General features: G+C 58.5%; 14 protein-coding genes. 6 read left to right on the forward strand and 8 right to left on the reverse strand.

The features are described from left to right. The first annotated feature begins 3 nt into the window (after positions 1-3). Complete coding sequence (locus tag GHN86_RS02145) at positions 4-762, forward strand: SDR family oxidoreductase (protein ID WP_153377858.1); 759 nt, start codon at positions 4-6, stop codon at positions 760-762. Here the strand turns inward: GHN86_RS02145 and GHN86_RS02150 are convergent. Further along, positions 759-1,649, reverse strand: a complete 891-nt coding sequence (locus tag GHN86_RS02150; protein WP_153377857.1) for an SDR family oxidoreductase — start codon at positions 1,647-1,649, stop codon at positions 759-761. The two genes, GHN86_RS02145 and GHN86_RS02150, sit on opposite strands and share 4 nt — an antisense overlap. Before the next feature lie 116 nt (positions 1,650-1,765). On the opposite strand from GHN86_RS02150, the gene GHN86_RS02155 reads away from it, so the two are divergent. Continuing rightward, positions 1,766-2,689 (forward strand): LysR family transcriptional regulator, encoded by a 924-nt coding sequence (locus GHN86_RS02155; RefSeq protein WP_153386035.1) that lies wholly within the window; start codon positions 1,766-1,768, stop codon positions 2,687-2,689. A gap of 216 nt (positions 2,690-2,905) precedes the next feature. Here GHN86_RS02155 and GHN86_RS02160 read toward each other — a convergent pair whose 3' ends face one another. Beyond that, positions 2,906-3,358, reverse strand: coding sequence for an Lrp/AsnC family transcriptional regulator (locus GHN86_RS02160; RefSeq protein ID WP_323369946.1), 453 nt, complete (start codon positions 3,356-3,358; stop codon positions 2,906-2,908). A gap of 136 nt (positions 3,359-3,494) precedes the next feature. Between GHN86_RS02160 and GHN86_RS02165 the strand changes: the two genes are divergently transcribed. After that, on the forward strand, positions 3,495-4,112 hold the full coding sequence (locus GHN86_RS02165; RefSeq protein WP_323369189.1) for a LysE family translocator: 618 nt from the start codon (positions 3,495-3,497) through the stop codon (positions 4,110-4,112). Here GHN86_RS02165 and GHN86_RS02170 read toward each other — a convergent pair whose 3' ends face one another. Continuing rightward, positions 4,113-4,811, reverse strand: coding sequence for a pentapeptide repeat-containing protein (locus tag GHN86_RS02170; protein WP_153377853.1), 699 nt, complete (start codon positions 4,809-4,811; stop codon positions 4,113-4,115). A 176-nt stretch (positions 4,812-4,987) separates the two neighbouring features. Between GHN86_RS02170 and GHN86_RS02175 the strand changes: the two genes are divergently transcribed. Further along, the gene (locus tag GHN86_RS02175; protein WP_153377852.1) at positions 4,988-5,377 is read left to right on the forward strand and encodes a c-type cytochrome; all 390 of its coding nucleotides are present in this window, start codon (positions 4,988-4,990) and stop codon (positions 5,375-5,377) included. On the opposite strand, the gene GHN86_RS02180 is transcribed toward GHN86_RS02175, so the two are convergent. The 3 genes from GHN86_RS02180 to GHN86_RS02190 all read right to left on the reverse strand — a co-directional run bounded on the left by GHN86_RS02180 (position 5,378) and on the right by GHN86_RS02190 (position 8,274). Then, complete coding sequence (locus GHN86_RS02180) at positions 5,378-5,707, reverse strand: hypothetical protein (RefSeq protein ID WP_153377851.1); 330 nt, start codon at positions 5,705-5,707, stop codon at positions 5,378-5,380. It lies immediately after the preceding gene. 156 nt (positions 5,708-5,863) lie between these two features. Then, positions 5,864-6,679 carry an ABC transporter ATP-binding protein gene (locus tag GHN86_RS02185; protein WP_153377850.1) on the reverse strand — a complete coding sequence of 272 codons (816 nt, stop codon included), beginning with the start codon at positions 6,677-6,679 and terminating at the stop codon, positions 5,864-5,866. Then, positions 6,676-8,274, reverse strand: a complete 1,599-nt coding sequence (locus GHN86_RS02190) for an ABC transporter permease (RefSeq protein ID WP_153386040.1) — start codon at positions 8,272-8,274, stop codon at positions 6,676-6,678. The genes GHN86_RS02185 and GHN86_RS02190 overlap by 4 nt, the downstream gene beginning before the upstream one ends. A 306-nt stretch (positions 8,275-8,580) precedes the next feature. Here GHN86_RS02190 and GHN86_RS02195 point away from each other — a divergent pair, with 306 nt between their 5' ends. Next, positions 8,581-9,603, forward strand: a complete 1,023-nt coding sequence (locus GHN86_RS02195) for an ABC transporter substrate-binding protein (RefSeq protein ID WP_153377848.1) — start codon at positions 8,581-8,583, stop codon at positions 9,601-9,603. A gap of 40 nt (positions 9,604-9,643) precedes the next feature. Next, positions 9,644-10,549 (forward strand): TauD/TfdA dioxygenase family protein, encoded by a 906-nt coding sequence (locus GHN86_RS02200; protein ID WP_153377847.1) that lies wholly within the window; start codon positions 9,644-9,646, stop codon positions 10,547-10,549. 119 nt (positions 10,550-10,668) lie between these two features. On the opposite strand, the gene GHN86_RS02205 is transcribed toward GHN86_RS02200, so the two are convergent. Together GHN86_RS02205 and GHN86_RS02210 are read right to left on the reverse strand one after the other, a co-directional pair. Then, positions 10,669-12,276 (reverse strand): alkaline phosphatase family protein, encoded by a 1,608-nt coding sequence (locus GHN86_RS02205; protein WP_153377846.1) that lies wholly within the window; start codon positions 12,274-12,276, stop codon positions 10,669-10,671. Between the two features lie 135 nt (positions 12,277-12,411). After that, positions 12,412-13,350, reverse strand: coding sequence for a LysR family transcriptional regulator (locus GHN86_RS02210; protein WP_153377845.1), 939 nt, complete (start codon positions 13,348-13,350; stop codon positions 12,412-12,414). Positions 13,351-13,354: the final 4 nt, after the last annotated feature.

Here is a 13,354-nt window from a genome sequence, read left to right on the forward strand (position 1 = left end):
TGTATGACCCCGACTGTATTTATCACCGGCGCGACGTCCGGTTTTGGTGAAGCCTGCGCCCGCCGTTTTGCGGCGGCGGGCTGGTCGCTGGTGCTGACCGGGCGCCGGGCCGAGCGTTTATATGCCTTGGCCGATGAGCTGTCGGCACACACCGAGGTATTGCCGCTGGTGGTGGATGTGCGTGACCGCGCCGCGATGGAGCAGGCGATCGGACAGTTGCCGCCCGCATTCAGCACCTTGCGCGGCTTGGTCAACAATGCCGGGCTGGCACTGGGAACTGCGCCAGCCCCTGAGTGTTCGCTGGATGATTGGGAAACCATGGTCGATACCAACATTAAAGGCCTGCTGTACAGCACGCGTTTGCTGCTCCCACGTTTGATCGCCCATGGCGCGGGGGCTGGCATCGTCAATTTGGGATCGATTGCGGGCAACTGGCCGTATCCCGGCAGCCATGTGTATGGCGCGAGCAAAGCCTTTGTGCGGCAGTTTTCACTGAACCTGCGCTGTGACTTGCAGGGCACCGGGGTGCGCGTGACCAACCTGGAACCGGGGTTGTGCGAGAGCGAGTTTTCACTGGTGCGCTTTGCCGGGGACAAGGCCAAGTACGACTCAGTCTACGCCGGGGCACAGGCGATTCAGCCCAAGGACATTGCCGAGACGATTTTCTGGCTACTCAACCAGCCGGCGCACATCAATATCAACAGCCTTGAACTGATGCCCGTCAGCCAGTCGTGGAGCAATTTTGCGATTGAGCGAGCTTAGGAATAAACAAACGCGCTGCGGTGCTTTTGCACAAAGTCTTCCCAGCGCACGGGCTGGCGGCCGGTGATTTCAGGGAAGTTGTCGAAGGTTTCTTCAACACCGGGGATCTGCCGCGCGGCCATGCGGGTGAAGTTGTCGTGTACGCAGGTCATGTAAGCCATTTCGGCCCCGGCGGCGCGCATGTTCTCCAGAAACACATCCGGCGATTGGGCGTCGTAGCGAAACGGCTGGCCGAGCACACGGGTCATGATGGCCGCGATGTCGCCGTAGGATTGCACGTCGTAACCCAAACGGTAGGTTTTGCCGCCGTGTTTGATTGGATGCAACAGAGTCTGCGCCGCAACACAGGCAACGTCTTCGCCGTCCACCCAGCTGAACCGGGCATCGCCGGTGTATTGCTCAATCACCCCGTTCTTTACGGCTTGGGTGCCGTCGTAGCTGAGCAGGTTTTGCATAAAGCATTCCGGGCGCAAATGGGTGAACGAGAAGCCGCACCATTCGATATAGCGTTCTACGAACTGATGCCAGGCCCAATGGCCGATGGTGGTGTCGTCCCGCCCGCAAGCACCCAGATGCACGATGTGCTGCACACCGGATTTTTTCGCCTGGTCGAGAAACGCTTTGCTCTGTCGCAGCATGTCGACGGTATAGCCGGTGACGAGAAACGCGCGGTCGATGCCTTCCAGCGCCGGGGCCAGGGTTTCTTCCTTATCGAAGTCGAGCATGACCGTGCGGATGCCGAGCGCTTCGAATGGTTTGGCCTTGGCCGCAGACCGCACGGCGGCCACCAGGGTGATGGTGTCGTCCGCCAGCAGGTTGCGCAGCGTGTCGCCGCCGATCTGGCCGGTAGCGCCGGTGATTAATACGGTGGGTTTATGCGAAGTCATACATACGCCTTTTGGGTCGTCAAAATCGAGACGTGTGAGGTTACTCGGGAATACAGGCGCTATTTGCGATACCTTTTACCGAATCACATGAACTGAATTCATCAATAGGTAAGGGTATGTTTTCATCCGAGCGCTTGAAGGGGATTGATGTGTTTGTCTGCGTCGCGGACTCAGGCAGTTTTCGCGCCGCGGCCGAGCGTCTCAATCTGACGGCATCGGCCATCAGCAAAGCGATCGCCCGTCTTGAAGGGCGGTTGCAGGTACGTTTGTTTGAACGCACCACACGGCGCTTGGCACTGACCGATGCGGGCACCGCGTTCTATCGAACCTGCACCGGGGTATTGGCTGAACTGGAAGAGGCCGAGCTGGCCTTGCAGGTGGAAAACACCGAGCCGCGGGGTCGAGTGCGCATAGATTTGCCCGCCGCGTTCGGCCGCTTGCTGGCATTGCCGGTGATTCTGCGCTGTGCGCAGGCCCATGCTCTGTTGTGGCCGCATATCTCGTTTTCGGATCGCTTTATCGACCCGGTGGAAGAGGGCGTCGACATTATGGTGCGGGTCGGTGGGCCACAGGTGTGGTCGGCGGCGCTGGAGCATCGTTACCTGGGCAGCGAACGGCATGTGTTCTGTGCGGCCCCGGCGTATTTGAGCCTTCACGGCACACCCACGACTGATCGTGAGCTGGAGCAGCACCAGTGTGTCGCATATGGCCTGGCAGACGGGACGGTCAGCCCGTGGCGATTTGCGGGCAGCCGAGCGGGGGAGGTTGAGCGACGGGTCATGCCTGCGCAGTACATCGTGGGCGACGGCGAAGGGCAGGTGATGGCGGTGTTGGCGGGGTGCGGCATTGCCCAATTGCCGACCTGGCTGATCAAGCAGCCTCTGGCCGATGGCTCATTGGTAGAACTGCTGCCGCATTTGGCCAGCGAGGGATTGCCGATCCATCTGGCGTGGCCCAAAAACCGTCAGCATCTGCCTAAAGTGCGAGTGTTGCTCGATGCGTTAACTCAGGGATTAACCGGCGGAATCCAAACTCCGTAGCAGCCGTGGGCCTTTTACTTTCAGATAGATCGCGTGCTCGGAACTTGCGACGATTGCATCGTCGAACGCAGCCTCGCATTACTCGACAGCTGCTACGAGCATGCTCCGTAGCAGCTGCCGAAGGCTGCGTTCGGCTGCGTAGCAGTCGTAAACCCAGGCACACAGTGGATCCCGTTTTGCGACCGCTGCGCGCTCGATCGCAGCCTGCGGCAGCGACTACAACGGCAAAACCCGGTCATTGATGACGTTTTTCATCACCAGCGTCGACACCAGCCTTTGTACGTTGGGCAGTGAGGTCAGGGACTCATCATAGAGCTGCTGAAACGCTGCAAGGTCTTTGGTGATGACTTGCAGCAGGTAGTCCGGATCATCAAACAACCGCTGTGCTTCGACGATCTGCGCCACGTCCAGCAACGCCGCTTCAAAGTCGGTAATCGCCTGACGCGTCACTTCGCGCAGGGTTACGAACACAATCGCGGAAAACCCCAGACCCAGCTCTTTGGGGTCCAGCAAGGCGCGATAGCCCAGAATCACCCCCGATTCTTCCAGTGCCCGTACCCGTCGATGACATGGCGAAAGACTTAAGCCCACCCGCTCAGCCAGTTCCGTGAGAGAAAGTCGGCCGTCCGCGTGCAGCTGCGCAAGAATCTTTCGGTCAATTCTGTCCACTGGCAATAACCTTCTAGTTGGATGCGGGGGCTGAGGAATAAACGAAAGATAATCCTATCAGCATTTCCCTATTCTTCTATCCATAGCGTGCGCACCCCTGGCGACACGCACTGGGCTTGTAGAAGGCAGGTATCCCGTGACTTTGCACATAGTCGCCGCATTTTGGGCGGTGTCGTTTCTGTTCATCATTACCCCCGGCGCCGACTGGGCTTACGCCATTTCTGCCGGGATGCGCGAGCGACGCGTCGCCCCTGCGGTGGCGGGTTTGCTTTCGGGGCATTTGCTGGCGACGTTGATTGTGGCCGCCGGTGTGGGCGCGTTGCTGGCCAACAGCCCGATGGTCATGTCGCTGCTCACGCTGGCGGGCGCCCTGTATTTGCTCTGGCTGGGTGTGGGCATGATTCGCCAGCCCTCAACCCCCGCGGAAGGGCAGGTAGAGGGCGCAGATTCATGGTTTCGCTGGGCCTGGAAAGGCACCTGCGTCAGCGGCATGAACCCCAAGGTGCTCTTGCTGTTTCTGGCCCTTTTACCGCAATTTACTGACCCGTTATCGACCTGGCCGATCCCGGCGCAAATCCTGGCGCTGGGCTCGTTGCATGCCTTGAGTTGCGCGGTGGTATACCTGCTGGTGGGCTTTGGCGCTCAAGCCGTGTTGCGCACCCGGCCCAGCGCTGCGAGGGCTGTGAGCCGGGTGTCCGGGGCGATCATGATCGTTATTGCGCTGATATTGCTGGCGGAGCAAGTGCTGCGTTGATTACAGGACGTGAAGGCCCAGCCCCGCCAGCAACATGCCCGCCTGGGCCTTGGAAATGATCGCGCCCTTGAACAGCTTCGCATCGGTGAGGCGCAAGCCATGCAGACTGGCTTCGCGCAAATCGGCCTGATCAAAGCGTGCGTTGTTGACCCGCGCCAGCGACAGGCTGCCCCCTTCAACAAAAACCGCCTGACGGAAATCGCAATAGCTCAGGTCAGCCTCGGCAAAGTCCAGCGTGCGCAGTTCGGCCTTGTAGAAGGAGATGCCCGACAGGATCGCACTGCGCAACACGCACTCCTTGAACACCAGACCCAGGGTTGAGGTGTCGACGAAGTTGGCGCCGGTCAACTTGCAGCCCTCGAACAGCGCGTGAGCCAGCTTGCTGCGTTGCCAAAGGGTGTTGTTCAAATCGCAATTAACAAACACCGCTTCTTCCAGCGTGGCAGCACGAAACACCGCTTGGGCGGCGCGACAGCTTTGCCAATGCGTATTGGACAGGTCGGCGGCCGTCAGGTTGGTGTCACCAAACAGGCAGCGCTCAAAGCGTGAACCGGCAAGGTTCACGCGGGACAAGTCCTGCCCACTGAAATCGATGCCTTGAAAGCAGAGGGGCTGGCCAGCGTCTTTAATGAAGTCCGCGAGTGCGGTATCACCCAGTTCAGAGGCGTCGACCGTGACGTAATGGTTTTCAGAAAGCATGACGCCTCACAAGAGATTCAATTAAGCGGCGGCCATAGTGAGTTACCGAGTGCGAATCATCAATATTGATAACCCGCGCGATGTGTGAGCAAGAATCCTTGATCCGCGTCTGCACAGCTCGCTTCACGGCCCTGTAACATGGTCCACCGGCCTGATACCTGAATAGAGAAGCCTTCATGCAAAAAGCGGCGATATTGACCCTGGTTCTGAGTTTCGCCAGCGCCTTCACCAGCACGGGCGCGTTGGCCGCTGGCGATGCCGTGGCGGGAGAGAAGCTGTACACGAAAATGTGCGGCGGCTGTCACAGCATCGGCGAAAACGCCCGCGATGGCTTTGGCCCACAGCTCAATGGCGTGATTGGCCGCGCGGCCGGTTCTTCACCGACCTACCTGTACTCTGACGCCATGAAAAATTCCGGCGTGGTGTGGACGAAAGACAAGCTGGCAGCCTACATCGAGGCGCCGAAGAAAGTGGTGAAAGGCACGCGGATGATTTTCTGGGGCATCAGTGACCCGGAGAAAATCGACAACATTCTGACCTATATCGAGCAGTTTCAAGATCAGTGATCACTGAATGTCTTTCAAGTAATCCCTGAGATGGGTCACGGGTGCGCTCAGTTGTTCAAGCGTTTGGGCGCGGGTGACCTCGTTGGCCAGCTTGAGCAGCTCGCGGCCCATCACCGTGTTCGGGCCGCCGAGCGCATTGAGCGCCACATCAAGGCATTGATTGAGCTTGAACTGAATGGCGCCCACCTCGCCGTTACGCGACAGCAAGGCAAACACTTCGCGCTGGTACTCGCCCATCACCGGATCGTCGCGCAACAGCGGGCTTGAGCCTTCAGGCTCATAAGCCAGTTTGAAGGCATAAAGGGCGGCGGTTTCCAGATGCGAATCCATGGGTGCTACTTAACCTCTGATGCAATGTGAGAAGCACGCTGGAAACATCAACGCTGAGACCATCACTTCTCAAACCACTGCTGGAATTTCAAGCGGTGACGAGCATAGCCGACTGTTGCAGGGTTTTGAAGGGCGGGCGCCTGCAAGCGCTCACCATTACACCGCAATAAATGCCAACGGCACATCGCGCACCTGCACCGGCGCAACCGGCTGATAATGACCGTCGTTGGTCAGTTCGTGCAGCAGCTCTTCACGCAGTTGATGAAACTCAAAACTGCTGCGCTGGCGGGGATGCGGCAAGTCGATGTTGACAACTTGTTTGATCTGCCCTGGTCGCGGCTCCAGCACCACGACCCGGTCAGCCAGGAAAATCGCTTCTTCAACATCGTGGGTCACCAGCACCGTGGTGATCTTTGAACGCGCCCGAATCGCCAGCAGTTCGTCCTGCATTTGCTGACGAGTGAGTGCATCCAAAGCACCGAAGGGTTCGTCCAGCAGTAAAATCCGCGGGCTGGCCACCAAGCCACGGGCAATCGCAACCCGCTGCGCCATGCCGCCCGACAATTGATGCGGAAAGGCCCGCGCAAAATCATTCAAGCCCACCAATTCAATAAACGCTGCCACCCGCTCTTGACGCTGCGCAGGGCTTAGCACGGCGTTGACCAGCCCCAGGCCGATATTGTCGGCAACGCTCAGCCACGGGAACAGGCGGTGCTCTTGAAACACAATCCCACACTCGCTGCCCACGCCCTTGACGGCCTTGCCATCCACTTCAATAGCGCCGCGAAACTCAGTGTCCAGCCCCACCAGCAAACGCAACAGGGTCGATTTTCCGCAGCCACTGGAGCCCACAATGGCCACAAATTCGCCCTCGGTTATGTGCAGGTTAAAGTCGCGGATGGCTTCAAGCTCCAGACCATCCACTTCGAACGATTTACCCACTTGGTTGAAGCTGACGATTGGTGCGTTCATGCGTGCCTCCAGCGAGTGGCGCGGGTTTCAATCATTTGGCCAATGAGGTTGAGGGCGGCACCGGTCACACCCACCAACAGCATGCCGCTGAAGAGGGTGTCCATGCGCAGCAGTTGTTGCGCGCCGATCATCAAGCTGCCGATTCCGCCGTTGGATGGCATGAAGTATTCGGCGCCGATGGTGCCCAACCATGCGTAGATCAAGCTCAGGCGTAGCCCGGCGAATATCCCCGGTGCAGCGCCGGGCAAAACCAGTAACCGCAAACGCTGCCACAGGTTCAAACGCATCACGAGCGCCGCCTCGCGCAACTGGGGGGAGAGGTGAGACACGCTGCGTTGAGTGGCAATAAACAGCGGAAAAAAAGCAGCCAGAGCGACGAAGACCCCCTTCGACAACTCGCCCAGACCAAACCATGCCGTGAGCAAAGGCACCCACGCAAAAATCGCAATTTGGCGCAGTGCCGACAGGCTCGGGCCCAGCAGTCGCTCGCAGAAAGGCGACAACCCCAGCAACACGCCAACGCCAAACCCCAAACTGCCCCCCAACAACAAACCGCCAAGGGTGCGTTTCAGGCTCAAGCTCAGCGCGGTGAGCAAACTGCCGTCGGCCAAGCCATGCCAGGTGCTTTGCAATACGGCCAGCGGGCTGAGCAAAATCTGCGGATCCACCCATTGCAGCTCAACCGCCACCTGCCACAGCGCAAACAACGCCAGCGGCAGCCACCACGACTGCGCACGCTGCCAGCCGGTGTAACGCGGGCCACGGGTCAACTGAGCGGTGGCGGTATGGGGCCAATGCACCCATTTTTTGTCCAGCCAACCGATGCCGCGATCCATCGCCACACCCACCACACCGATCACCACGATGCACACAAAGACGATGTCGAGCATAAACAGCTGCCGTGCATACACCATCAAGTAGCCAATGCCTTCACTGGACGCCAACAGCTCCACCGCCAATAACGACGTCCAGCCGGTGGCCAATGCCAATCGCACCCCGGACATAAAGCCGGGCAGGGCCGCAGGAATAATCAGGCGGGTGAGTTGCAGGTGCAGTGGTAAACGCAACACCTGCGCTGCTTCGCGCAACTTGGGTTGCGCGTCACGCACGCCCACCAGCGTATGCAGCGTCACGGGCACCACTATCGCCTTGATCAGCACCACCAGTTTGAGCACTTCACCAATGCCGAAAAACACCATAAACAGAGGAATCCACGCCAGCGTCGGAATTTGCGCCAAGGCGCTGAACGAGGGCAGCACCCAGCGCTCAGCACGACGGCTCAACCCCAATGTGGCGCCCAGCAGCGCGCCAAGGGTCACCCCCGCCAGCAGACCCACACACAAACGCTGCAGGCTGATCGCCAAATGGCTCCATAACTCACCCGAGCCCAGCTCCAGAGCGCTTTGCCACACCAACGACGGCGCTGGCAGGATCTGCTCGCTCATCCACTGATTACGACTGGCAAGCCACCACAGTGCCAGCACACTTATCGGAAGCAGCCACAGTATCAACCGCTGACTGAACGTAGGTAACCAAACCTTCAACCCGGATAGCGGGGCGACCAAGGGCAAATTGAGCAGCGAAGCCTTAGCCATCGCAGACCTCCGTTGTCGGCTGTGCGGGCAAAACCAAACGGGTTTTGATATTTCCGTTTGATCTATTAATTAACGTTACCCCTGCCTATCAGAGATAAAGACTGTTCTTTATGGCGTGTCTTTGCCTGCGCTTCCAATGCATTGAATGAATATTTTCAGTGCATTTCATGCATGCCGAGCCAGCAGCCGCAGGCTAGAACGCTTATTCCTTTTGGTTACTAAGTTGTGAATTCTTAGTATTTATTGATAAAAAAATCTTATGCCTACTTTTGCTCCTCAACGCCCCCGCTATCAGGAGCTGCACCCATGTCGATCCCTTTTCAACGCGCTTTACGCCACCTTGTCGCCCCCGTGCTGGTGAGTGTGCTGGGCAGCTTGCCCTTGCTGGCGCAGGCTGATCCGCTCACCCGTATCCGCATTGCCGTGCCCGACTTGAGTGCCGGTAGCCAACACAGCGGTGGCGGCGTCAGCGACGTGTTGCGCAGCCAGCAACTGCTGGAAAAAGCCTTCGCTGATGAAGACGTGACCATCGACTGGAAATATTTCAAAGGGGCTGGCCCCGTTATCAATGAGGCATTTGCCAATGGTCAGGTGGACTTCGCTTACCTTGGCGACCTGGCCGCAATCATCGGCAAAGCCAATGGTTTGGATACTCGTCTGCTAAGTGCAGCGGCCCGCGGCAACAAACAGTATTTGGCCGTGGTGCCGGGTTCAGGGATCAAAACCCTGCAAGACCTCAAAGGCAAACGCGTGGGCCTGTTTCGCGGCACCGCCACCCAACTGTCATTCGACGCGGCCTTGGCCAGCGTTGGGCTGAGCGAAAAAGACCTGAAGGTCATCAACCTGGACTTCAATGCTGCCGTCGCTGCACTGGCTGCCAAACAAATCGACGCCTCTTGGGGCGGCTCCAACTTAAGTTCCCTGCAAGCCAAAGGCCTGGCCGAAATCCCGCTGACGACCAAAGACATCAATAACGCCGGCAGCATTCAAAGCGTGCTGGTGGCTTCTGGCGCGTTTGTCGATGCTCACCCGCAAGCCGTGGCCAAGTTGCTCAAAACTCAGGAGCAAGCGGTGCAATGGCTGACCGACGACGCTAACAAGCCGGCCTACATCCAACTGGTATCAGGGCTGGCCAGTTACCCGCCACAGATTCTTGAGCAAGACCTCAAAGATCAACCCTTCAGCGAAGTCTTCCCCTCACAGCTAGACCCGGTGTTCCTCGCCACCCTGCAAGACTCCGTGAACCTGGCCGTGCAACAACGGCTGATCCGAAAACCGTTCCAGGTCAGCGAGTGGGTTGCACCCCCGCTGGCAGCTGCAGCCCGCTAATCCTTGCCAAAAAACCGTCAAACACGATGAGGTTCCTACAATGAGCACTGCCGCATTAGCTACTAAATCTGACGTAACTGCGCTTGAAATCCACCCGGTTGCGGGGCGCATTGGCGCTGAAATCCGCGGGATAAAGCTGTCTGGGGAACTGGATGCCAACACGGTCGAAGCCATTCAACAGGCGCTCCTGACCCACAAAGTGATCTTTTTCCGCAACCAGACCCACCTCGACGATCAAAGCCAGGAAGCTTTCGCACAGCTATTGGGCAAGCCGATTGCGCACCCAACGGTGCCTGTACGGGATGGCACCCAGTACGTAATGGAACTGGACGGTGCCCAAGGCCAGCGTGCCAATTCGTGGCACACCGACGTGACGTTTGTGGATGCCTACCCTAAAGCGTCGGTGCTGCGTTCCGTGATAGCGCCGGTCTCTGGCGGCGACACTGTGTGGGCAAACACTGCCACGGCTTACGCCAAACTGCCCGCTGACTTACAAGCACTGGCCGACAAACTCTGGGCCGTTCACAGTAATGAATACGACTACGCCAGCGCAAAGCCTGACGTCTCAGCTGAAAAGCTTGAGCGCTATCGCAAGGTGTTTACTTCCACGGTGTACGAAACCGAGCACCCAGTGGTGCGCGTCCACCCAGAGAGCGGTGAGAGGAGTTTGGTGCTGGGGCATTTTGTGAAGCGCATCAAAGGTTACTCACTGGTCGACTCGGCGCACCTGTTCAACCTGCTGCAAAGCCACGTGACCCGCTTGGAAAACACGGTGCGCTGGCGCTGGAGCACCGGCGATGTGGCGATCTGGGACAACCGCTCGACCCAGCATTACGCCATAGACGACTACGGCACCCAAGAACGTATCGTGCGACGCGTTACCTTGCAGGGCGACGTGCCCGTGAGCGTCCAGGGGCATCGCAGCCAAACCACCAAAGGCGTTTGAATAATCCAACTCAACCCTGGAGTCGCTGCTGCAGGCTGCGAAGGGCTGCACAGCGGCCCTTTTATTAAAGAAGGCCCTAATGAGGGCATTCTCGCAGCCTGTTCAGCGATGACACGGATTTACCACACCCCGATCTTCACCACTTTCTCGGTCTCGGGTTCGCCATAGCGAAAGCTCTCGGCTCTACGGTCCACTTCTTGATGGCTGATGGTGGTACGCCGCTTCAGCCCGCGCAGCCAGTCAAACAAATACCCCGCATGCTGCTCGCGCACCGCTGCGTAGGCAGGGTCTGCGCCAAGGTCATTCAGTTCCTGTGGGTCATTGTCCAAATCAAACAACTGCGCCCGGAAGCCGTCATAGGCCAAATACTTCCAACGCTCACTGCGCACCATCGTCATGCGGCAGCGATCAATGGGTTGGCCCAGACGTTCGCGGGCCGGGGCCTGGAAGGCGTAGTCGTATTCGCTGATTGCATACTCGCGCCAGGCCGGATTGTGCCCATGCAGCAACGGGATCAACGAGCGACCCTCCAACCGATGCTCGGCTCCGGTGATACCCAGCGCCTGTAAAAAGGTCGGCAGCGCATCGATGGTTTCGGCCAAGCGCTCATCCACAGTGCCTCGCGTCGCATCAGCCGCAGCACGCGGGTCGCGCACGATTAACGGCACCCCCACGGCGGGCTCCAGCAAAAACTCCTTTTCGCCTAAAAAGTGATCGCCTAAAAAATCCCCGTGGTCGCTGGTAAACACAATCAACGTATCGTCCCAACGGCCCGTGCTTTGCAGCAGATCAAACAGGCGGCCCAATTGATCGTCCACTTGCTTGATCAGCCCCATGTAAGTCGGGATCACGTTCAGGCGTACTTCATCGCGGGAGAAGTTCTGGCTCTCTTCGTGCTGACGAAACGCGGTGTACACCGGGTGATCGCTGGCCTTGGTCGGGCGAATCGGCGCCAGAACGTGTTCGTGGCCATACAACGCGTGGTAGGGCGCCGGGGCGATATAGGGCCAATGCGGTTTGATGTACGACAAATGCAGGCACCACGGCTGTTCGCCTTGCTCTTGTATGAAGTCGATGGCGCGGTCAGTGGTGAACACCGTTTCTGAATGCTGCTCCTGCACCCGAGCGGGCAGGTGAGCATTGCGCATGTGCCAGCCGCTCAGCACCTCGCCATCCTCTGCGGCGCCCGCGTTGGCCCAGTCGTGCCAAGGGTTGGCACCGTCATAGCCTAGATCGCGCAGGTAATGGGTGTACGGTGCGCTGTCACGCTTGTCATCAAACAGCGGACTATCGGGGTAAATACCGTCATGGCGGGCGTAGGCTTCAAATCCTACTTCATTGAAAATTTCAGCTTGCTGGCTGTCAGGGTCGATAGCCAAACGCTGCAAGGCATCGACGTTCGCAGTTGCATGGGTTTTGCCCACCAGCGCAGTCCGAATCCCGTGGGGGCGTAGATAATCGCCCAAGGTCAACTCTTCCAACGGCAGCGGCACAGCGTTCCAGGCCACCTGATGACTGCTGACATAGCGTCCGGTGTAGGCCGACATACGTGATGGCCCGCAAATCGTACCTTGGGTATACGCCCGGCTGAAACGTACGCCAGCCGCAGCCAAACGGTCGATATTGGGTGTGTGCAAATGCGGGTGGCCGTAGCACGACAAGTAATCGCGGCGCAGTTGATCGCACATGATGTACAGCACGTTTTTAACCGGTGGGAGCTGTGGCATGAGGGGTCACCAATGATTAACAGAGGTGATCGATTTCGGACGAGCACAGCCTCAGCGACAAGCGCATTTGGTGAATGGTTTTTATGCAATGCGCGCATGCCGATCTGACGCACACCGTGTCAGTGATGCCGCAGGTTAAATCGCGAAGTTCTCTAGCCCGCACACGTCGCTGTTATCCAGCTCTTTGATGTGTTCGATCATTGCCTGAGCCAACGGCGACAGACGCACGCCAGCGCGGCTGACGATGCCGTAGCGGGTGTAGAGCGCGTCCTGTTCTTCGGCCAGTTCATCTACCTGCAAACGCACTAAATTGCCACTGGCGTACAAAAAGACATCGCTGTAAGCCCCACAAATACCAATGGCGTCGCTACTCAGGACGACGCTCATGAGGCTAAACGGGCTTTCGCATTCCACGTTGGGCGCGTAATCCGGGCGGCCACTGAGCTGCACCAGCACTTTGCGCAGGTTAGGCGGGCGAATGGTGATGGCCTGTGGGTAACTCAGCAACTCGGCGGCGCTGACGCTGCCCCGGTTGGCCAGCGGGTGGCCGGTGCGGCAGCAAAAATACCATTTGCGCGGACGTAAACGCTGAGTGACATAGGCTGGGTCAGCTTCGAATTGACGTGTGTCAGCGACGAAAAACTCAAACTCCTCGCTCAACAAACGCTTACTCAAGCTTTGCCAATCGTCCACCTGAAACTGCACCCGCGCCTTGGGGTAACGCCCGATAAAACGCCCTATAGCTCGCGGCACCAGTCCCGATGCAGGCGCCGGGCCACAACCAAATTGCAGTTCCCCAGCCTCCAGCCCATTGAACTGGCTGATCTCATTGGCCATTTGCCGCGCCCCGCTGACCAGTCGCCGCGCATGTTCGAGCAGCACTTGGCCTTGCTTGGTGGGTGCCAGGTCTTTGCGTCCGCGATCGACCAAGGGGCAACCCACGCTGTGTTCGAGCGCCTGAATGCTGCGGCTAAATGCCGATTGCGAAAGGTTTACCGTCTGAGCGCCCGCAACAAAGCTGCGCTGCTCGGCGAGGGCAATGAAGTGTCGAAGTTGGCGCAGATCGATATGCATTTTT

The organism is Pseudomonas helleri, from assembly GCF_009600315.1.
Lineage (GTDB): Bacteria > Pseudomonadota > Gammaproteobacteria > Pseudomonadales > Pseudomonadaceae > Aquipseudomonas > Aquipseudomonas helleri_A.